Consider the following 19,611-nt stretch of genomic DNA (forward strand, 5'->3'; position numbering starts at 1 on the left):
GTTCAAGGCTGGGAAATAGAGAAAGCCGCACAGTATAGGGGAATTTCGCCATCGGCATGAAGCCGTCTGGACAAAAAACAACCAACCTTTCCGATCAATGCTTTCCCCTGAAAGTTATCCAGCTGGGGAAAAGTGGTTGTGGGTAAAAGAAAATAAGAGAGAAGAATTTCTTAAAAAGCCTGTTTTTATTTTTATACCTTAGGGGAAGGCCTTTCTGTGGATAAGTGACTAGAGCCCAATTAGGATGCTGGTTGCAGAGAATGATAACCCTGTTACGTTCCTGCCCGTAGCCGTTGTGTATGCCGTCAGAAACCTGTGCATGCAGAAGGCAGTTATTCACAGGCAATTTATCCCTCGGCTTTTCACCAGGCTTATGGACTGGGTTACGGGCAACTTATCAACAGGGTTCAGGTACGGGGTTTTTCAGGCGAACAGGCACGAACGGACCGCCCGGAAAACAGGCAGTCGCGTTCGTTGTGGATAAGAAGGAGAGGGGCTTCGGCTTATTTGCCGATGCAGAAGCTGGAGAAGATGCGACCGAGCAGGTCGTCCGAGCTGAAGGCGCCGGTAATTTCACCCAGGGCTTGCTGGGCCTGGCGCAAGTCTTCTGCCAGCAGTTCGCCGGCGCCCGCCAGGGTGAGCTGGGAACGGCCATGATCGAGGAAGGCGTTAGCCTGGCGCAGGGCTTCCAGGTGGCGTCGGCGGGCGCTGAAGCTGCTTTCGGCCGTCTGTTCATAACCCATGCAGGCCTTGAGATGCTCGCGCAGGAGCTCCAGGCCGTCGCCTGAGCGGGCAGACAGGCTCAAGGTGACATGGCCGTCGTCGCTCACTTCCAGGCCTATGGATTCACCACTGAGGTCGGCCTTGTTGCGGATCAGGGTGACCTTGGCTGGATCGGGTTTCTGGTCAAGGAATTCAGGCCACAAGGCGAATGGATCGGCCGCCTCGGGAGCAGTAGCGTCGACCACCAGCAGCACACGATCTGCTTCGCCAATGGCCTTCAGGGCGCGCTCGACGCCAATCTTTTCCACATGGTCGTCGGTGTCGCGCAAGCCTGCTGTATCCACTACGTGCAGCGGCATCCCATCGATGTGGATATGTTCGCGCAGTACATCTCGCGTGGTGCCGGCGATGTCGGTGACGATGGCCGCCTCACGCCCCGCGAGGGCGTTCAACAGGCTGGATTTTCCAGCATTCGGACGTCCCGCGATCACTACTGTCATGCCGTCGCGCAACAACGCACCTTGCCCCGCCTCGCGGATGACTGTGGATAAATTTTCCCTCACACCATCAAGCAGGCGCAGAACGTGGCCATCGGCTAGAAAGTCGATCTCCTCCTCGGGAAAGTCGATCGCCGCTTCCACATAGATGCGTAGCTCGATCAGCTTTTCGGTCAGCTCGTGTACCCGTTTGGAGAACGCGCCCTGTAGCGAGCGCAGGGCGTTACGTGCAGCCTGTTCGGAGCTGGCCTCGATGAGGTCGGCGATGGCCTCGGCCTGGGCCAGGTCGAGCTTGTCGTTGAGGAATGCGCGCTCGCTGAACTCGCCCGGGCGGGCTTGGCGAGCCCCAAGCTCCATGCAGCGGCGCACGAGCAAGTCGAGCACCACGGGGCCGCCGTGGCCCTGCAGTTCGAAGACGTCTTCACCGGTGAAGGAGTTGGGGGCGGGGAAGTACAGGGCGATGCCCTGGTCCAGGGTTTGTCCGGCGCCATCGAGGAAAGGCCCGTAGTGGGCGAAGCGGGGCTTGGGGATCCGGCCGCTGATGGCTTCGGCTATCCGCGCGGCGTGTGGCCCGGATACGCGGACGATTCCTACCCCGCCACGACCCTGGGCGGTGGCGACGGCGGCGATGGTTTCACGGACAGGATTCATCTGTGGATACCTTGAGGTCTGCGGATGGCGGATAGCAAGACGCCCCCAGAGGGGGCGTCTTGTTCAAGCTGACTGGCGTCGCTGTCAGGCTGCTGCCTTCTTGCTGGCCGCCTCGATCTGCCGCGTAATGTACCACTGCTGCGCGATCGACAGGACGTTGTTGACCACCCAGTACAGGACCAGGCCAGCCGGGAACCACAGGAAGAAGAAGGTGAAGATGATCGGCATCAGCTTCAGTACCTTGGCCTGCATGGGGTCCGGCGGAGTCGGGTTCAGCTGCTGCTGGATGAACATGGTGGCGCCCATGATGATCGGCAGGATGAAGAACGGATCCTTGATCGACAGGTCGGTGATCCAGAACATCCACGGGGCCTGGCGCATGTCCACGCTTTCCAGCAGAACCCAGTAGAGCGCGAGGAAGACCGGCATCTGTACCAGGATCGGCAGGCAGCCGCCCAGCGGGTTGATCTTCTCCTTCTTGTACAGCTCCATCATCGCCTGGGACATCTTCTGGCGATCATCACCGAACTGTTCCTTCAGCGCTTGCAGCTTCGGCGACACGGCACGCATGCGCGCCATGGATTTGTAGCTGGCGGCCGAAAGCGGGAAGAAGGCGCCCTTGATCAGGATGGTCAGGACGATGATGGACCAGCCCCAGTTGCCGAGCAGGCTGTGGATATGTTGCAGCAGCCAGAAGATCGGCTGGGCGATGAACCACAGGAAGCCGTAGTCGACGGTCAGTTCCAGGCCCGGGGACAGTTCCTTCAGGTGATTCTGGACTTTCGGGCCGGCGTACAGGGTGGCGGAGGTTTCGGCGGAGGCGCCGGCCGGAACGTTCAGCGAGGAACCCACGAGGCCAACGATGTAGTTGCCCTTGGAGTCCTTGCGAGTCTGAATGACGTTGTTCTGGTCCTTGCTCGCGACCCACGCGGTCACGAAGTAGTGCTGCAGCCAGGCAACCCAGCCGCCCTGGACGGTTTCCTTGAAGGGCTGCTTGTCCATGTCCTTCATGGAGATCTTTTTGTACGGCTCGTCCGGGGTCCAGACCGCAGCGCCCAGGTAGGTGGATACGCCGGTAGCGGTGGTGGAGGACGGGTCGGCACTGGAGTCACGTTTCAGCTGTGCGTACATGCTGCCGGTCCAGGGCTGGGCGCTCTGGTTGTCGATCTTGTACGACACCTGCAGCTCGTACTTGCCGCGATTCAGGGTGAAACGCTTGGTGTAGTTGACGCCAGCTTCGCTGAAGGTCAGGTCCACGACCAGCTGCTCCTGGCCATCGGCCAGTTTGTAGCTGCGTTGAGTGGCGCTGTACAGCGGGCGGCCATTGGCGCGGGCATCCGGGCCATTGGCACCGACCAGGCCGCTTTGTGCCTGGTAAAGACGCTCGCCGCCGTTGTCGAACAGCTGGAACGGCACGTCAGGACGGTCCTGGCGGCGCGGGAACTTCGGCAGGGTCAGCTGGACGATGTCACCGCCGTTCGGGTCGATGGCCAGATTGAGCACATCGGTTTCAACGCGGATCAGGTCGCTGCTGGGCGCTACCTGGGTGACTGCCGGCTCGTTGCGCTCGGCATTGGCGGCAGTCGGAACGTCGTCGCTGGACTTGGCGGTTGCGGTGTCGTCCGGCAGGGTCGCTTGAGCGCTGTTTGCGCTGGTGCCCGCGGTCGGCAGGGCGGCTTGACCGTAGTCCTGGTTCCACTGGAGAACCATGAGGTAGGACACGATTGCCAGGGCGACGATCAGGATCGAGCGTTGAATATCCATGATTACTCGGCCATCGAAGAGGATTGGGAAGTGTTGGCGGGTGGCACCGGGTCATAGCCGCCCGGATTCCACGGATGACAACGGCCCAGCCGACGCAAGGTCAGCCAGCCGCCTCGCAGGACGCCATGCTGTTCGATGGCTTCCAGCGCGTAGCAGGAACAACTGGGATAGAAACGACAGTGACTGGCCATCAGTGGGCTGATGGCGTAGCGGTAAAACTGGATCGGAGCGAGGGCCAGTTTACGCATGGGGACTGTCGGACACCCCTGATCCGGTTGGTGGTTCAGGGCGAGCCCGGCTGCGCGCTAGACGCTTCCAGAGTTTGCCGAACTGATGTTGCAGCTCGGGATTCTCCAGGTCGCCAATGCCTTTGCGCGCCACGATCACGATATCCCAACCGGCCAGCAACTCAAGGTTATGGCGGAAGGATTCGCGAATCTGACGCTTGAGGCGATTGCGCTCTACGGAGAGCTTGACGCTCTTCTTGCCGATCACCAGACCCAGGCGGGGATGATCGAGACCGTTGTCGCGCGCGAGGAGCAGGACGTGCTTGCCGGGAACCTTCCCGGTCGGTGAGTCGAAGACTGCCTTGAATTGTCGGGGAACCAGCAGACGCTTTTCCCGACCGAAGCCCTGACTCACCACCCGTTCCGGATAATCAGACGGTCAGGCGCTTGCGGCCCTTGGCGCGACGACGCGACAGGACTTGACGGCCGTTCTTGGTGGCCATGCGGGCACGGAAACCGTGGGTGCGAGCGCGCTTGATGGTGCTGGGTTGGAAAGTGCGTTTCATGATGCTTTACCTGGTGGTCACTACGGGCCGGAAGTGGCCCCCGTTTAAAGAGACCGGCAATTCTAGTGAAACGGTGCGGGCAGGTCAATTTCCAACCAGTGCCGTCGAGCGAAAGAATATAAAAGGAAGGAATTTTTAAAGAAAGGCTGGTTGTGTTTTTTAAAGCTGGGCCCCGGGTCTGCCTGTGGAAAACTCATCGGGGCCCGCATGCTGCCTGTTGATGAGCTTACTAACAACCCTGTCGAAAATCGGTTATTCGGCTGTGGGGTTTCTGGGTGGAAGCTGGGGGCGAATCGTCGATTTACCCACAGGCAGGTTGTTCATGACGTTTTCCCCAAGGCTGAAAGGGTGGTTATCGCATGGTTATCCACAAGATTCATGCCAATCAAAGGGAGATCTGGCGCGGTGAATAACGCATTGATTTTATTCAACCATTGGCCATCTTTCGTGTGGATAACTCTCCCCGTGGCAGCTACAATGACGGCTGTTTTTTGCGTCCGGCACCTTTCCGACTTGGGGGATATCCGTGTCAGTGGAACTTTGGCAGCAGTGCGTGGAACTCCTGCGCGATGAGCTGCCTGCCCAGCAATTCAACACCTGGATCCGCCCATTGCAGGTTGAAGCCGATGGAGACGAACTGCGCGTGTACGCGCCGAACCGGTTCGTGCTCGATTGGGTCAACGAGAAGTACATGGGGCGGCTCCTCGAGTTGCTCGGCGAACGGGGCAATGGCATGGCGCCTGCCCTTTCCTTATTAATAGGCAGCAAGCGCAGCCCGGCTCCGCGGAAGGCTCCGCCTCCCCCGCCACCGGTCATGGCGCCGCCCCCGCCTGCTCCAGTCGCACCGCCGCAGATGCGCATCGAGACCGTGGAAGAAACCCGCGACAACCTCGATCCGTTGGCTTCTGTCGTGCCCGCACCGGCGATTCGGACCGAGCGCTCCGTACAGGTGGAAGGTGCGCTCAAGCACACCAGCTACCTGAACCGTACCTTCACCTTCGAGAATTTCGTCGAGGGCAAGTCGAACCAGCTGGCCCGCGCTGCGGCCTGGCAGGTAGCGGACAATCCGAAGCACGGCTACAACCCGCTGTTCCTCTACGGCGGCGTTGGTCTCGGCAAGACTCACCTGATGCATGCTGTGGGTAACCATCTGCTGAAGAAGAATCCGAATGCCAAGGTGGTTTACCTGCATTCCGAGCGCTTCGTTGCGGACATGGTCAAGGCCCTCCAGCTCAATGCCATCAACGAGTTCAAGCGTTTCTACCGCTCTGTGGACGCGCTGCTGATCGACGACATCCAGTTCTTTGCCCGCAAGGAGCGCTCGCAGGAAGAGTTTTTCCACACCTTCAACGCCTTGTTGGAAGGTGGTCAGCAGGTGATTCTCACCAGCGACCGCTATCCGAAGGAAATCGAAGGCCTGGAAGAACGCCTGAAATCCCGCTTCGGCTGGGGTCTGACGGTGGCCGTCGAACCGCCGGAGCTGGAAACCCGCGTCGCGATCCTGATGAAGAAGGCCGAGCAGGCCAAGGTCGAACTGCCCCACGATGCCGCGTTCTTCATTGCCCAGCGCATCCGCTCCAACGTGCGCGAACTCGAAGGTGCGCTCAAGCGCGTGATCGCCCACGCCCACTTCATGGGCCGGGATATCACCATCGAGCTGATTCGCGAGTCGCTGAAGGACCTGCTGGCCCTGCAGGACAAGCTGGTCAGCATCGACAATATCCAGCGCACCGTAGTCGAGTACTACAAGATCAAGATGTCCGACATGCTGTCCAAGCGCCGCTCGCGCTCGGTGGCTCGGCCACGGCAGGTTGCCATGGCGTTGTCCAAGGAACTGACCAACCACAGCCTGCCTGAAATCGGCGATGCATTCGGCGGACGAGACCACACCACGGTGCTCCACGCCTGTCGTAAGATTGCGCAATTAAGGGAATCCGACGCGGATATCCGCGAGGATTACAAGAATCTGCTGCGTACATTGACCACCTGATCGCAGCCCAAGAGGCAAGGGACTAGACCATGCATTTCACAATTCAACGCGAAGCCCTGTTGAAACCCCTGCAACTGGTCGCCGGCGTCGTAGAGCGCCGCCAGACCTTGCCGGTCCTCTCCAACGTACTGCTGGTGGTCGAAGGCCAACAGCTGTCGTTGACCGGCACCGACCTCGAGGTCGAGCTGGTTGGGCGCGTTGCCCTGGAGGAGCCGGCGGAGCCAGGTGAGATCACTGTACCGGCGCGCAAGCTGATGGACATCTGCAAGAGCCTGCCGGGTGATGCGCTGATCGATATTCGCGTCGATGAGCAGAAGCTCCTGATCAAGGCAGGCCGCAGCCGATTCACCCTGTCCACCCTGCCGGCGAACGACTTCCCCACGGTGGAAGAAGGCCCGGGTTCGCTGAACTTCAGCCTGGTGCAGAGCAAGCTGCGCCGCCTGATCGAGCGCACCAGCTTCGCCATGGCCCAGCAGGACGTTCGTTACTACCTCAATGGCATGCTGCTGGAAGTTAACGCCGGTATCCTGCGTGCTGTCGCTACCGATGGCCATCGCCTGGCGATGTGCGCCATGCAGGCGGGTATCGAAGCCGCGGATCGCCACCAGGTGATCGTGCCGCGTAAAGGTATCCTCGAACTGGCGCGTCTCCTGACCGAACAGGATGGTGAGGTGCGTATCGTGCTCGGCCAGCACCACATCCGTGCTACCACCGGTGAGTTCACCTTTACTTCCAAGCTGGTCGACGGCAAGTTCCCGGACTATGAGCGTGTGCTGCCGCGTGGCGGCGACAAGCTCGTGGTGGGCGACCGTCAGGCGCTGCGTGAAGCATTCAGCCGGACTGCGATCCTCTCCAACGAGAAGTATCGTGGCATCCGCCTGACCCTGGCTTCCGGTCTGCTGAAAATCCAGGCCAACAACCCCGAGCAGGAAGAGGCCGAGGAAGAAGTCGCCGTTGAGTACGGTGGCAGCAATCTGGAAATCGGCTTCAACGTGAGCTATCTCCTGGACGTGCTGGGTGTGATGTCTACCGAACAGGTTCGCTTGATCCTGTCCGACGCCAACAGCAGCGCTCTGGTGCAGGAAGCTGATAACGACGATTCCTCGTACGTCGTAATGCCGATGCGCCTGTAACGACTCAATGTCCCTCAGCCGTATCTCGGTCACCGGTGTGCGCAACCTGCACCCGGTGACCCTCTCCCCCTCCCCCCGCATCAATATCCTCTACGGCGCCAACGGCAGCGGAAAGACCAGCCTGCTTGAAGCCATTCACCTTCTCGGTCTCGCCCGTTCCTTCCGCAGTACCCGATTGCAACCCGTCATTCAGTACGAGCAGCCTGCATGCACCGTGTTTGGTCAGGTGGGCCATCCCGAGGGTGGCCAGAGCAATCTGGGGATATCGCGGGACCGTCAGGGAGAGTTTCAGATTCGCATCGACGGAGAGAACGTCAGGAGCGCGTCGCAACTTGCCGAAGCACTGCCGTTGCAGCTTATCAATCCAGACAGTTTCCGCCTTCTGGAAGGGGCTCCGAAGATCCGCCGGCAGTTCCTCGATTGGGGAGTGTTCCACGTGGAACCTCGGTTCTTGCCGGCCTGGCAAAGGCTGCAGAAGGCCCTGAGGCAGCGGAACTCGTGGCTCCGGCATGGTACACTGGACGCCGCTTCGCAGGCGGCTTGGGACCGGGAGCTTTGCCTGGCCAGCGATGAAATCGACCAGTATCGCCGAGCCTATATCCAAGCATTGAAACCGGTCTTTGAACGGACTCTTGCTGACCTTGTGGAACTCGATAGTCTCACGCTCAGTTACTACCGCGGCTGGGACAAGGATCGGGAGCTGTCCGAAGTGCTGAACACTTCCCTCCTCCGCGACCAACAGATCGGGCACACCCAGGCAGGGCCACAACGCGCTGACCTGCGATTGCGTTCAGGTGCACATAACGCGGCTGACATATTGTCGCGTGGCCAACAGAAACTGGTTGTCTGCGCTTTGCGAATTGCGCAGGGCCATCTCGTCAATCAGGCGAAACGCGGACAGTGCATCTACCTAGTTGACGACTTACCGTCAGAGTTGGACGAACAGCATCGACAGGCACTTTGTCGATTGCTGGAAGATTTGGATTGCCAGGTGTTCATCACCTGCGTTGACCATGAATTTCTGAGGGACGGCTGGCGCATGGATACGCCGGTCGCCATGTTCCACGTGGAACATGGCTGTATCAGCCCCACGAACATCGGGAGTGAAGCATGAGCGAGAACAACACGTACGACTCTTCCAGCATCAAGGTGCTGAAGGGACTGGATGCCGTACGCAAACGCCCCGGTATGTACATCGGCGACACCGATGATGGGACAGGTCTGCACCACATGGTGTTCGAGGTCGTCGACAACTCGATCGACGAAGCACTTGCCGGCTTCTGCTCGGAAATCAGCATTACCATCCACACCGATGAATCCATCACCGTTCGCGACAACGGCCGTGGCATTCCGGTGGATATCCATAAGGAAGAAGGGGTTTCTGCCGCCGAGGTCATCATGACCGTGCTGCACGCTGGCGGTAAATTCGACGACAACACCTACAAGGTTTCCGGCGGTCTGCACGGTGTGGGTGTGTCGGTGGTGAACGCCCTCTCCGAAGAACTGCGCCTGACCATTCGCCGTGCAGGCCAGGTCTGGGAACAGATCTATCATCACGGCGTACCGCAGTTCCCGCTGCGCCCTGTGGGTGAAACCGAAGGCACGGGCACCGAGGTGCACTTCAAGGCTTCTGCCGAGACCTTCACCAACATTCACTTCAGTTGGGACATCCTGGCCAAGCGTATCCGTGAGCTGTCCTTCCTGAACTCTGGCGTGGGCATCGTGCTGCGCGACGAGCGCAGCGGCAAAGAGGAAATGTTCAAGTACGAAGGCGGTTTGAAAGCCTTCGTCGAGTACCTGAACACCAACAAGACTGCCGTCAACGAAGTGTTCCACTTCAATGTCCAGCGCGAAGAAGATGGTGTTGGTGTAGAAGTTGCCCTTCAGTGGAACGACAGCTTCAACGAAAACATCCTCTGCTTCACCAACAACATTCCCCAGCGTGACGGTGGTACCCACCTGGCAGGCTTCCGCTCTGCCCTCACTCGTCATCTGAACAACTACATCGAGCAGGAAGGCCTGGCGAAGAAGTACAAGATCGCCACCACCGGTGACGATGCTCGTGAAGGCCTGACCGCCATTATTTCGGTGAAGGTGCCGGATCCCAAGTTCAGTTCCCAGACCAAAGACAAGCTGGTTTCTTCGGAGGTGAAGACCGCCGTTGAACAGGAAATGGGCAAGTACTTTGCCGACTTCCTGCTGGAAAACCCGAACGAAGCCAAGGCAGTGGTCGGCAAGATGATCGATGCCGCACGTGCCCGTGAAGCCGCACGCAAGGCCCGTGAGATGACCCGCCGCAAGGGCGCCCTGGATATCGCAGGTCTGCCGGGCAAACTGGCTGACTGCCAGGAGAAGGACCCTGCCCTTTCCGAACTGTACATCGTGGAGGGTGACTCTGCGGGTGGCTCGGCCAAACAAGGTCGTAACCGCAAGACCCAGGCGATCCTGCCGCTCAAAGGCAAGATCCTCAACGTGGAAAAAGCGCGTTTCGACAAGATGCTGTCCTCGCAGGAAGTCGGCACCCTGATCACTGCATTGGGTTGTGGGATCGGCCGCGAGGAATACAACATCGACAAACTGCGTTACCACAACATCATCATCATGACCGACGCCGACGTCGACGGTTCGCACATCCGTACGCTGCTGCTGACCTTTTTCTTCCGTCAAATGCCGGAGCTGGTTGAGCGCGGCTACATCTACATCGCTCAGCCGCCGTTGTACAAGGTCAAGAAGGGCAAGCAGGAGCAGTACATCAAGGATGACGAGGCCATGGATGAATACATGACCCAGTCCGCCCTGGAAGACGCCAACCTGCACGTCAATGAGAACGCACCGGGCCTTTCCGGTGAGGCTCTTGAACGCCTGGTGAACGACTACCGCAATGTGATGCGTACCCTGAAGCGTCTGTCGCGCCTGTACCCGCAGGAGCTGACCGAGCACATGATCTACCTGCCTCGCGTTGGCGTGGAGCAGCTCTCCGACCAGGCGGTAATGCAGAACTGGCTGGAAGCATTCCAGGCGCGTCTGAAGGCCGCCGAGAAGTCTGGCCTGACCTACACCGCCAGCCTGCGCGAAGATCGTGAGCGTCACCTGTGGCTGCCGGAAGTGGAACAGACCGCCCATGGTCTGTCTCACTACATCACCTTCAACCGCGACTTCTTCGCCAGCAACGACTACCGCCAGGTGACCGAACTGGGCGACCAGCTCAACAATCTGCTGGAAGACGGTGCCTTCGTCCAGCGTGGCGAGCGCAAGAAGCCGGTGGCCACCTTCAAGGAAGCCCTGGCCTGGCTGATGACTGAAAGCACCAAGCGTCACACCATCCAGCGCTATAAGGGTCTGGGTGAGATGAACCCCGAGCAGCTGTGGGAAACCACCATGGACCCGAACGTCCGTCGCATGCTCAAGGTCACCATCGAAGACGCCATTGCCGCGGACCAGATCTTCAACACCCTGATGGGTGATGCTGTGGAACCGCGTCGTGACTTCATTGAGAGCAACGCCCTCGCGGTGTCCAACCTCGACGTCTGACACAAGCTACGCCAGAAGAAGAAACCCCCCGGCCAGTGCCGGGGGTTTTTGTTTTTGAAAGGCGATAATTTCTGCCCGTTTCCCAAGAAAGGGACACGTGGTTTGTGCCATGGCGCGCTGCCAGAATAGTGCAGGACAGGTGGAGGAAATCCAGCGATGCGCATCATCCTGAGCCGTAAAGGCTTCGATTCATCCGCTGGCGGTTGTCCGAGCCCGATCTTTCCGGATGGGCGACTCTGTTCATTACCCATTCCAGACCCGGAGTCTGCCATCTCCTTTGGTGATATCGCCTTTGACGGCATCAGCCTGGGTGACGTGGTGAACGGACTGAATCGCGAGGCGGGCTGGCATCATCGGCGTGCACATCTGGACCCAGACCTGCGACCCGACGCCCTGCCCCGCCTACCGGGCTGGATGCCAATGCTGGGCCAAAGCGGTAGCGCCCAAGGGCATTTGCGCAATGAGGGCGTTGCCGAGGGGGACCTGTTCCTTTTCTTCGGCTCCTTTCGTCCAGTCGAAGAAACGAGGCATGGCGATTGGCGTTTCAGCCCCGGTCAGCCCGCCCGCCAGGTGATCTGGGGATGGTTGCAGGTTGGCGAGATTCTAAAGGTCGACGATGTACCCACCGACGCGATGCCCTGGGCGCGCTACCACCCACACTTTGCCTACGGCCAGGACGCCAGCAATACCCTGTATGTGGCTACGGAAAGGCTTTGTCTCGACGGTCTGTCGGAGTACGTTTCGGGAGCCGGAAACTTTCGGATCCTGGACGAGCGCCTGGTGCTGACGGCACCTGATTCGACGCTACAGACGCGCTGGCAGGTGCCGGCATGGTTTGCTCCCAGTGCAGAGCGATCAGGATTGAGCTTTCACCGGAATCCAAATCGATGGACCACTGCTGGTGATCGTTGCATGCTGAACAGTGCATATCGAGGCCAGGAGTTCGTCTTCGACACGCTCGGAGAGCAAGCGCCACTGGATTGGATCAAGGCGTTGCTCAGGGCGGCATGAAGCAACTGGTCGAGCGAGAAAATTCGTTCTACGGCAATGAGTTACATGCCGGAAACAGGGGGTAACACTCTGGCTGGGGAAGGGGGCTTCGAGTGTTACCCACGACTCGGGCCGCGGGTACCCGGACGGGTCGTAAGGGAACATTTTAGGGCAAGGAATTGCGTTTATGAAATGAATGATTTTGATAACTTATTGATTTATAAGTGTTTTATAAAAGTTGGCACGAGGTGTGCTCTATATATGGCACAACAACAATAAAAAGCTTCAAAAAGAAAGTTTTCGACTCTGACAAAACAACAACAACAGCCCAGAGAAGAAGCAAACCGATTTTTTTGGACAGGGTGTGCCGTTCCGCATCCGGTGACTGGAGCAATAGAACAATAAAACTACCTCAAGGTAGCGGCGCTCTGGTTGGTTCAGAAATGACGATGGCATGATCAGCGTCCAAAAAAATCCGTTTGCCCTCGGTCCATGTTGGGACCAGCCAATTCTGGCTCGCTAGTAGCCAGTAGCGAAGAACAACAACGAATACTTAATAAGAACAACAACAAGAATGAAAAACCATTTGAGGGGAGCTTCGGCTCCCCTCAGTGCTTTCCGGCTTTCGTAAACTTCCCTTTCCTCCATCTCCCAGCTCATTCAGATAGCGTGCTCTCGCTCGTTCTGCGCTCGGGATGGGGCGTGGGCGTGCGTGGCTGGGAAGCGTAGTCTGGAACGGCTTGCAGAGGCCCTGGAGGCCCTAGAGGAGAAGTGGGATGGACGAGCACCAGGAAGATGCACCGAGCATCACCGATGAAGAAATTGGCGCCTACATGATGCGGCAGCTGCGGTCGGGGCGGGTCAAGGCGTCGGTGTTGGTGGTGCTGACCGAGAAGACCTTCCCAGGCGTTGCTCGCGAGCGGATCATCCGCTGCTTCAACGCCCTCGATTCGAAGTATCTGAAGGGATAGCGCTGGTGCCTTGCGAGAAATCGTTATGCACTTTCTCGCTAAGCTTTATTGTGAAACGCAAAGCCTTGTAAATCAGGGGCTTGAGCTGTGATTTCGGCGATTCGCCAAAATTTTGTTCACAGCTTATCCACAGATCAGGCTGGGGTCTCGACCTTGGCGGTGGTTTGCGGACCTTCCAACTCGCGCTGAGTCGCTTCCACCCAGGTAAAAGCCCGCTCATTCAGCTCGGCGATGGCCCTTGGCCCCTCACCTTCGGCATACATCACTGGACCGATCACGACCTGGATGGTGCCCGGGCGCTTAGCCCAACCTTCCTTCGGCCAGAAGTGCCCGGCATTGAGTGCCACCGGCAGGACAGGTAGCCCGGCATTCACCGCCAGGGCCGCGCCACCGCGGGAGAACTTGCCCATCTGGCCGACCGGCACACGGGTGCCCTCAGGGAAGATCAGCACCCAGGCACCCTGCTTGAGGCGTTCGTCGCCTTGCGCTGCAAGCTGCTTGAGGGCTGCCTTGGGGTTGCTGCGATCGATGGCGATGGGCTTCATCAGCGCCATCGCCCAGCCGAAGAAGGGCACGCGCAGCAGCTCACGCTTGACCACCTGGCTCAGGGGCTCGAAAGCGCCGGAGAGGAAGAAGGTTTCCCAGGTGCTCTGGTGCTTGGCGAGGATCACGCAAGGCTGTGCCGGAACGTTCTCCATGCCTTTCACTTCATAGCGGATGCCTACCATCACCTTTGCCAGCCAGACGGCAAATCGGCACCAGCGCCAGACGATGAAGCGGTAGCGCGCGCGAAATGGCATGAAAGGCGCGAAAAAGAGGCTCAACGTGCCCCAGATGAAGGCGCTAAGCGACAGCAGCAGGTAGAAAAGGAAGGTTCTGATGGCCTGCACTGTCGTCATGGGAGCTGTTGACCTTACTGAAGGAGATGCGCGGCAACCGCCGCAAGATCGTCGAATACCAGGGTGCCCGCTGGCAAGGTTTTAGCCAGTGTGCGTTCGCCCTTGCCGGTCTTCACCAGAACGGGCTGACAATCGACGGCCAGCGCGGCTTCCAGGTCACCACTGCTGTCGCCGACGAACCAGATTCCAGCAAGGTCCACGCCATAGTGCGCGGCGATGCGGTTGAGCATGCCGGGGCGCGGCTTGCGGCAATCGCAGCCTTCGTCGGGGCCGTGCGGGCAGTACTGGATGATGCCGAGTTCGCCGCCCTGCTCCGCCACCAACTCGCGCAGGCGGGCATGCATGGAGTCCAGGGTGGCAAGGTCGTAGTAACCGCGCGCGATACCGGATTGGTTGGTGGCCACGGCGACGGTCCAGCCGGCCTTGCTCAGGCGGGCGATGGCCGCGATGGCGCTGGGAATGGGGATCCATTCCTCAAGGGATTTGATGTAGTCGTCGGAGTCCTCGTTGATGACTCCGTCGCGGTCGAGAATCAGTAGTTTCATGAACGACGCCTGAAGCGTGGAGCCGGAGCGCCCGAAGCATGCTGCCTCGGACCTCCGGCCCACGGGCTTGCCTTAGCCCAGTACCGAGATGTCCGCTACGCCCAGGAACAGGCCGCGCAGCTTGGCCAGCAGCGCATAGCGATTGCCACGAACGGCGGCGTCTTCGGCGTTGACCAGTACCGCTTCGAAGAAGCTGTCCACCGGCTCGCGCAGGCTGGCCAGGCGCTCCAGGGTTTCGCGGTAGCTGCTGGCGCTCGCCAGGGCCTGCTCGGCGTCGGCCACGGCCTTGGCCAGGGCCTGCTCGGCAGCTTCCTGCAGCAAGGCATTGTCGACGCTGCCGGGAACATTGCCTTCGGCCTTGCTCAGCAGGTTGGACACGCGCTTGTTGGCGGCAGCCAGGGCCGCCGCTTCCGGCAGCTTGCGGAAGGCTTGGACGGCCTGCACGCGCTGGTCGAAGTCCAGGGCCGAGGACGGCTGCAGGGCGCGTACCGAGAGGTACACGGCCACGTCCACACCTTCGTCCTCATAGCGGGCGCGCAGGCGGTCGAAGACGAACTCCAGCACTTGCTCCGCAAGGCCTTCGGATTTCACCTTGGAACCGTAGAGGTCGATGGCGAAGGCGACGGCTGCGGCGAGGTCGAGGTTCAGCTGCTTCTCGATCAGGATGCGCAGGACGCCCAGGGCCTGGCGGCGCAGGGCGAAGGGGTCCTTGCTGCCGGTGGGCAGCATGCCGATGCCGAAGATACCCACCAGGGTGTCCAGCTTGTCGGCCACGGCAACGGCGGCGCCGGTGAGGGTCTGCGGCAGCTCGGCGCCGGCGCCACGGGGCATGTACTGCTCGTTCAGCGCCTTGGCGACGTCTTCCGGCTCACCGTCGTTGGTCGCGTAGTAATAGCCGGCAATGCCCTGCATTTCCGGGAATTCGCCGACCATCTCGGTGGCCAGGTCGCATTTGGCGAGGATGCCGGCGCGCGCAGCGCGGGCCGGATCGGCGCCGATCTGCTCGGCCACGAAACCCGCGAGGCGGGATACGCGTTCTGCTTTCTCGTAGACGGTACCGAGCTGAGCCTGGAACACCACGTTCTTCAGGCGCTCGTTGAAGACTTCGAGCTTCTGCTTCTTGTCCTGCTTGAAGAAGAACTCGGCGTCGGTGAGGCGCGGGCGAACCACCTTCTCGTTACCGGAGACGATTTGCGCCGGGTCCTTGCTGACCACGTTGGCCACGGTGATGAAGCGCGGCAGCAGCTTGCCGTTGGTATCCAGCAGGCAGAAGTACTTCTGGTTGTCCTGCATGGTGGAGATCAGGGCCTCCTGGGGTACGGCGAGGAAGCGCTCCTCGAAGGAGCACACCAGCGGCACCGGCCACTCGACCAGGGCAGTCACTTCGTCCAGCAGGTCGGCGGGCACCACGGCAGTGCCGTTCTGTTCGGCAGCCAGTTCGGCCACACGCTTGGCGATGATCTCGCGGCGTTCGGCGAAGTCGGCCAGCACGTGGGCGCTGCGCAGGTCTTCCAGATAGGTGGAAGGCTTGCTGATACGGATGTTGTCCGGATTGTGGAAACGGTGGCCACGGGATTCACGACCGGCTTTCTGGGTGAGGATCTCGCAATCCACCACGTCGTCGCCGAACAGCATGACCAGCCACTGGGTCGGACGGACGAACTCTTCGCGGCGAGCGGCCCAGCGCATGCGTTTCGGAATCGGCAAGGCAGCCAGGGAGGTTTCGACGATACCCGGCAGCAAGCCCGCGGCGGGCTGGCCGGGAATGGACTGGCTGAACTTCAGCTTCGGACCGCTCTTGTCGATCTGCTCCAGGTCGACACCGCACTTGCGGGCGAAGCCCAGTGCGGCCTGGGTCGGCTTGCCTTCAGCGTCGAAGGCAGCCTGGATCGGCGGACCGTCGAGGTTGACGCTGCGATCGGGTTGTTGGGTGGCCAGTTGCTCCACCAGCACGGCCAGACGGCGCGGGGCGGCGAATACCTGGGCCTTGGCATAGCCCAGGCCGGCGGCCTTGAGGCCTTGCTCGATGCCGCCGAGGAAGGCGTCACCCAGGGTTTTCAGGGCCTTGGGAGGCAGCTCTTCAGTGCCCAGCTCTACCAGGAAATCTTGTGCACTCATTCTTGAGCCTCCAGCTTGGCCAGTACTTCGTCACGCAGTTCGGGAGTGGCCATGGGGAAGCCGAGACGCGCGCGCGCCTGCAGGTAGCTTTGCGCCACGGCGCGGGCCAGGGTGCGCACGCGCAGGATGTAGCGCTGGCGCTCGGTCACCGAGATGGCGCGGCGGGCGTCCAGCAGGTTGAAGGTGTGGGAGGCCTTGAGGACCATCTCGTAGGTCGGCAGCGGCAGCTGCAGCTCGATCAAGCGGTTCGCTTCGCTTTCGTAGAAGTCGAACAGCTCGAACAGCTTCTCGACGTTGGCGTGCTCGAAGTTGTAGGTCGACTGCTCCACTTCGTTCTGGTGGAACACATCGCCATAGGTGACCTTGCCGAAGGGGCCGTCGGCCCAGATCAGGTCGTACACCGAGTCGACGCCCTGGATGTACATGGCCAGGCGCTCGAGACCGTAGGTGATCTCGCCGGTGACCGGGTAGCACTCGATGCCGCCCACCTGCTGGAAGTAGGTGAACTGGGTGACTTCCATGCCGTTCAGCCAGATTTCCCAGCCCAGGCCCCAGGCGCCGAGGGTCGGGGATTCCCAGTTGTCCTCGACGAAACGGATGTCATGCACCAGCGGGTCGACGCCGATGGCCTTCAGCGAGCCGAGGTACAGCTCCTGGAAGTTCTCCGGGTTGGGCTTGAGGACCACCTGGAACTGGTAGTAGTGCTGCAGGCGGTTGGGGTTCTCGCCGTAGCGGCCGTCGGTCGGACGGCGGGACGGCTGCACGTAGGCGGCGTTCCAGGTCTCCGGGCCGATGGCGCGGAGGAAGGTGGCGGTGTGGAAAGTACCGGCGCCCACTTCCATGTCGTAGGGCTGGAGCACCACGCAGCCCTGCTCGGCCCAGTATTGCTGCAGGGCGAGGATCAGGTCTTGGAAGGTGCGCACGGCGGGCGTAGTCTGGCTCACGAATTTCACCTGTGCTGGGTCTTCGACGGAAAATGCCGGAGTATACCCGATCCGACCCCGCCGCAACCGCATGGAAAGCCTTATGCCACGCTGCTTCTGGTGCAATGACGACCCCCTCTATATCGCCTACCACGACACCGAATGGGGCGTACCGCTGAAGGACCCGGCGGCGCTCTTCGAACTGCTCCTGCTGGAAGGCTTCCAGGCCGGCCTTTCGTGGATCACCGTGCTGAAGAAGCGTGAGCGTTACCGCGAGGTGCTGTTCGGTTTCGACCCGAAGCGCCTGGCGGTGATGAGCGACGAGGAAATCGAGACGCTGATGCAGGACCCGGGCATCATCCGCAACTTCCTCAAGCTCAAGGCTGCCCGGCAGAACGCCCAGGCCTGGCTGCGCCAGGACGACCCGGTGGCGCTGCTCTGGTCGTTCGTCGGTGGCAAGCCGAAGATCAATCACTTCAGCGAGCGCGGCCAGGTGCCGGCAGTAACGCCGGAGGCGGAGGCCATGAGCAAGGCCTTGAAGAAAGCCGGTTTCACCTTCGTCGGTCCGACCATCTGCTACGCCTTCATGCAGGCCGCTGGCATGGTCATGGATCACACCACGGACTGCGACCGTTACCGTGAACTGACCGCCTGAGGCGGCATCGTTCACGCGGCGAGGGTAGAATGCGCGCTTTTCGATCTACTGGAGATGCCTGTGGATAAGCTGAAAGGCGCGCTGGTCGTCGGTTTCCTGCGCCTCTTTGCCCTGCTCCCGTGGCGCGCCGTGCAAGCGGTCGGCGCCACCATCGGCTGGCTGATGTGGAAACTGCCGAACCGTTCCCGCGAAGTGGTGCGGATCAACCTGTCCAAGTGCTTTCCCGAGCTGTCGCCGGCCGAACTAGAACAGCGTGTGGGCCAGAGCCTGAAGGATATCGGCAAGACCTTCACCGAGAGCGCCTGTGCCTGGATCTGGCCGGCGGAGAAGTCCATCGGCCTGGTGCGCGAAGTGGAAGGCCTGCACGTGCTGCATGAGGCCCTGGCCAGCGGCAAGGGCGTAGTGGGCATCACCAGCCACCTGGGCAACTGGGAAGTGCTCAATCACTTCTACTGCGCCCAGTGCAAACCCATCATCTTCTACCGCCCGCCGAAGCTGAAGGCGGTGGACGATCTGCTGCAGAAGCAGCGCGTTCAGCTGGGCAACCGCGTGGCGCCTTCCACCAAGGAAGGCATCCTCAGCGTGATCAAGGAAGTGCGCAAAGGTGGCGCGGTGGGCATCCCCGCCGACCCTGAGCCGAGCCTCTCGGCTGGCGTCTTCGTGCCCTTCCTCGGCACCCAGGCACTGACCAGCAAGTTCGTTCCCGGCATGCTGGCCGGCGGCAAGGCGCGCGGCGTATTCCTGCATGCCCTGCGCCTGCCCGATGGTTCGGGCTTCAAGGTGATCCTCGAAGCCGCGCCCGAAGGCATGTACAGCGAGAACGTTGAAGAAGGCGTCGCGGCCATGAGCCAGGTGGTGGAGAAGTACGTACGGGCCTACCCGACCCAGTACATGTGGAGCATGAAACGCTTCAAGAAGCGCCCCGAGGGCGAGAAGAAGTGGTATTGACGAAAAAGGCGCCGAGAGGCGCCTTTTTTGTGGCCCTTATGCGGCTCGAGAAAGGGTTGTTCCAGATTTGATACATCGTTAACGTCGGCAACTCACCGGCTCAGGACGATGCGATCCCATGGCGAACCAGCGGCAATTTCCCCGAACTCCGATGAAATGCAGGATCAAGATCAGCCACCCGACCTTCGGTGAGCTGGTTGCCCAGACCCGCGACCTCTCCGATGGCGGCGTCTATGTCCGCCATCCGGACCTGGCGGCCCTTCCCGCCGGCAGCATCGTCCGCGGCCAGGTGCAGGACCTGCCCTTCGAGGCACCTGTCCTGGCGATGGAAGTGATGCGGGCGGATGCCGAGGGCGCCGGCTTTCGTTTCCTGACGGAAGGTTGATTCCCCTCCAGGCAAGACCACCTACCTCAGTCTCCCCCCTAATCGCTTCTCGGCCTTGCGCCGTTCTGTGCAACCTCTAATCGCGCGGGCAGAGT

At 60.6% G+C, this 19,611-nt stretch carries 18 protein-coding genes; 9 read left to right on the plus strand and 9 right to left on the minus strand.

The genetic code is table 11. The features are described 5' to 3' along the window. Positions 1 to 503: 503 nt before the first annotated feature. The 5 genes from mnmE to rpmH all read right to left on the minus strand — a co-directional run bounded on the left by mnmE (position 504) and on the right by rpmH (position 4,428). Complete coding sequence (mnmE, locus tag E8F06_RS01005) at positions 504 to 1,871, minus strand: tRNA uridine-5-carboxymethylaminomethyl(34) synthesis GTPase MnmE (protein WP_280363314.1); 1,368 nt, start codon at positions 1,869 to 1,871, stop codon at positions 504 to 506. Between the two features lie 84 nt (positions 1,872 to 1,955). Further along, positions 1,956 to 3,635 carry a membrane protein insertase YidC gene (yidC, locus tag E8F06_RS01010; RefSeq protein ID WP_280363317.1) on the minus strand — a complete coding sequence of 560 codons (1,680 nt, stop codon included), beginning with the start codon at positions 3,633 to 3,635 and terminating at the stop codon, positions 1,956 to 1,958. A gap of 2 nt (positions 3,636 to 3,637) precedes the next feature. Further along, positions 3,638 to 3,883, minus strand: a complete 246-nt coding sequence (gene yidD, locus E8F06_RS01015) for a membrane protein insertion efficiency factor YidD (protein ID WP_280363320.1) — start codon at positions 3,881 to 3,883, stop codon at positions 3,638 to 3,640. Further along, positions 3,876 to 4,280: a ribonuclease P protein component gene (gene rnpA / locus E8F06_RS01020; RefSeq protein WP_280363322.1), complete on the minus strand. Its 405-nt coding sequence runs from the start codon at positions 4,278 to 4,280 to the stop codon at positions 3,876 to 3,878. The genes yidD and rnpA overlap by 8 nt, the downstream gene beginning before the upstream one ends. A gap of 13 nt (positions 4,281 to 4,293) precedes the next feature. Continuing rightward, positions 4,294 to 4,428: a 50S ribosomal protein L34 gene (gene rpmH / locus E8F06_RS01025; protein WP_003290924.1), complete on the minus strand. Its 135-nt coding sequence runs from the start codon at positions 4,426 to 4,428 to the stop codon at positions 4,294 to 4,296. A gap of 526 nt (positions 4,429 to 4,954) precedes the next feature. Here rpmH and dnaA point away from each other — a divergent pair. From dnaA to E8F06_RS01055, 6 genes are all read left to right on the plus strand, one after another. Next, positions 4,955 to 6,418, plus strand: coding sequence for a chromosomal replication initiator protein DnaA (dnaA, locus tag E8F06_RS01030; RefSeq protein ID WP_280363324.1), 1,464 nt, complete (start codon positions 4,955 to 4,957; stop codon positions 6,416 to 6,418). 29 nt (positions 6,419 to 6,447) lie between these two features. Continuing rightward, a complete protein-coding gene (dnaN, locus tag E8F06_RS01035) occupies positions 6,448 to 7,551 on the plus strand; it encodes a DNA polymerase III subunit beta (RefSeq protein WP_280363327.1) in 1,104 nt (367 codons plus the stop codon). A gap of 7 nt (positions 7,552 to 7,558) precedes the next feature. After that, positions 7,559 to 8,665, plus strand: coding sequence for a DNA replication/repair protein RecF (gene recF / locus E8F06_RS01040; protein ID WP_280363329.1), 1,107 nt, complete (start codon positions 7,559 to 7,561; stop codon positions 8,663 to 8,665). Then, entirely contained in the window at positions 8,662 to 11,082 is a 2,421-nt protein-coding gene (gene gyrB / locus E8F06_RS01045) for a DNA topoisomerase (ATP-hydrolyzing) subunit B (RefSeq protein ID WP_280363332.1), read from the plus strand. Before recF ends, gyrB begins: the two co-directional genes overlap by 4 nt. 156 nt (positions 11,083 to 11,238) lie before the next feature. Next, positions 11,239 to 12,093: a hypothetical protein gene (locus tag E8F06_RS01050; protein WP_280363334.1), complete on the plus strand. Its 855-nt coding sequence runs from the start codon at positions 11,239 to 11,241 to the stop codon at positions 12,091 to 12,093. A gap of 755 nt (positions 12,094 to 12,848) precedes the next feature. Further along, the gene (locus E8F06_RS01055) at positions 12,849 to 13,043 is read left to right on the plus strand and encodes a hypothetical protein (protein ID WP_280363337.1); all 195 of its coding nucleotides are present in this window, start codon (positions 12,849 to 12,851) and stop codon (positions 13,041 to 13,043) included. A 134-nt stretch (positions 13,044 to 13,177) separates the two neighbouring features. On the opposite strand, the gene E8F06_RS01060 is transcribed toward E8F06_RS01055, so the two are convergent. The 4 genes from E8F06_RS01060 to glyQ form a co-directional block, all read right to left on the minus strand. After that, positions 13,178 to 13,942, minus strand: coding sequence for a lysophospholipid acyltransferase family protein (locus E8F06_RS01060; RefSeq protein ID WP_280363339.1), 765 nt, complete (start codon positions 13,940 to 13,942; stop codon positions 13,178 to 13,180). 14 nt (positions 13,943 to 13,956) lie between these two features. Then, positions 13,957 to 14,487, minus strand: a complete 531-nt coding sequence (gene gmhB / locus E8F06_RS01065; protein WP_280363341.1) for a D-glycero-beta-D-manno-heptose 1,7-bisphosphate 7-phosphatase — start codon at positions 14,485 to 14,487, stop codon at positions 13,957 to 13,959. A gap of 72 nt (positions 14,488 to 14,559) precedes the next feature. Next, complete coding sequence (gene glyS, locus E8F06_RS01070; protein ID WP_280363344.1) at positions 14,560 to 16,605, minus strand: glycine--tRNA ligase subunit beta; 2,046 nt, start codon at positions 16,603 to 16,605, stop codon at positions 14,560 to 14,562. Further along, on the minus strand, positions 16,602 to 17,549 hold the full coding sequence (gene glyQ / locus E8F06_RS01075) for a glycine--tRNA ligase subunit alpha (RefSeq protein ID WP_179061470.1): 948 nt from the start codon (positions 17,547 to 17,549) through the stop codon (positions 16,602 to 16,604). Before glyQ ends, glyS begins: the two co-directional genes overlap by 4 nt. 82 nt (positions 17,550 to 17,631) lie before the next feature. Here glyQ and E8F06_RS01080 point away from each other — a divergent pair, with 82 nt between their 5' ends. The 3 genes from E8F06_RS01080 to E8F06_RS01090 all read left to right on the plus strand — a co-directional run bounded on the left by E8F06_RS01080 (position 17,632) and on the right by E8F06_RS01090 (position 19,516). Further along, positions 17,632 to 18,183, plus strand: a complete 552-nt coding sequence (locus tag E8F06_RS01080) for a DNA-3-methyladenine glycosylase I (protein WP_280363348.1) — start codon at positions 17,632 to 17,634, stop codon at positions 18,181 to 18,183. Positions 18,184 to 18,243: 60 nt separating this feature from the next. Continuing rightward, complete coding sequence (locus E8F06_RS01085; RefSeq protein WP_280363351.1) at positions 18,244 to 19,131, plus strand: lysophospholipid acyltransferase; 888 nt, start codon at positions 18,244 to 18,246, stop codon at positions 19,129 to 19,131. A gap of 118 nt (positions 19,132 to 19,249) precedes the next feature. Then, positions 19,250 to 19,516 carry a PilZ domain-containing protein gene (locus E8F06_RS01090; RefSeq protein WP_280363353.1) on the plus strand — a complete coding sequence of 89 codons (267 nt, stop codon included), beginning with the start codon at positions 19,250 to 19,252 and terminating at the stop codon, positions 19,514 to 19,516. Positions 19,517 to 19,611: the final 95 nt, after the last annotated feature.

Origin of the sequence: Pseudomonas sp. BN411 (assembly GCF_029871235.1) — a bacterium.
Classification (GTDB): domain Bacteria; phylum Pseudomonadota; class Gammaproteobacteria; order Pseudomonadales; family Pseudomonadaceae; genus Metapseudomonas.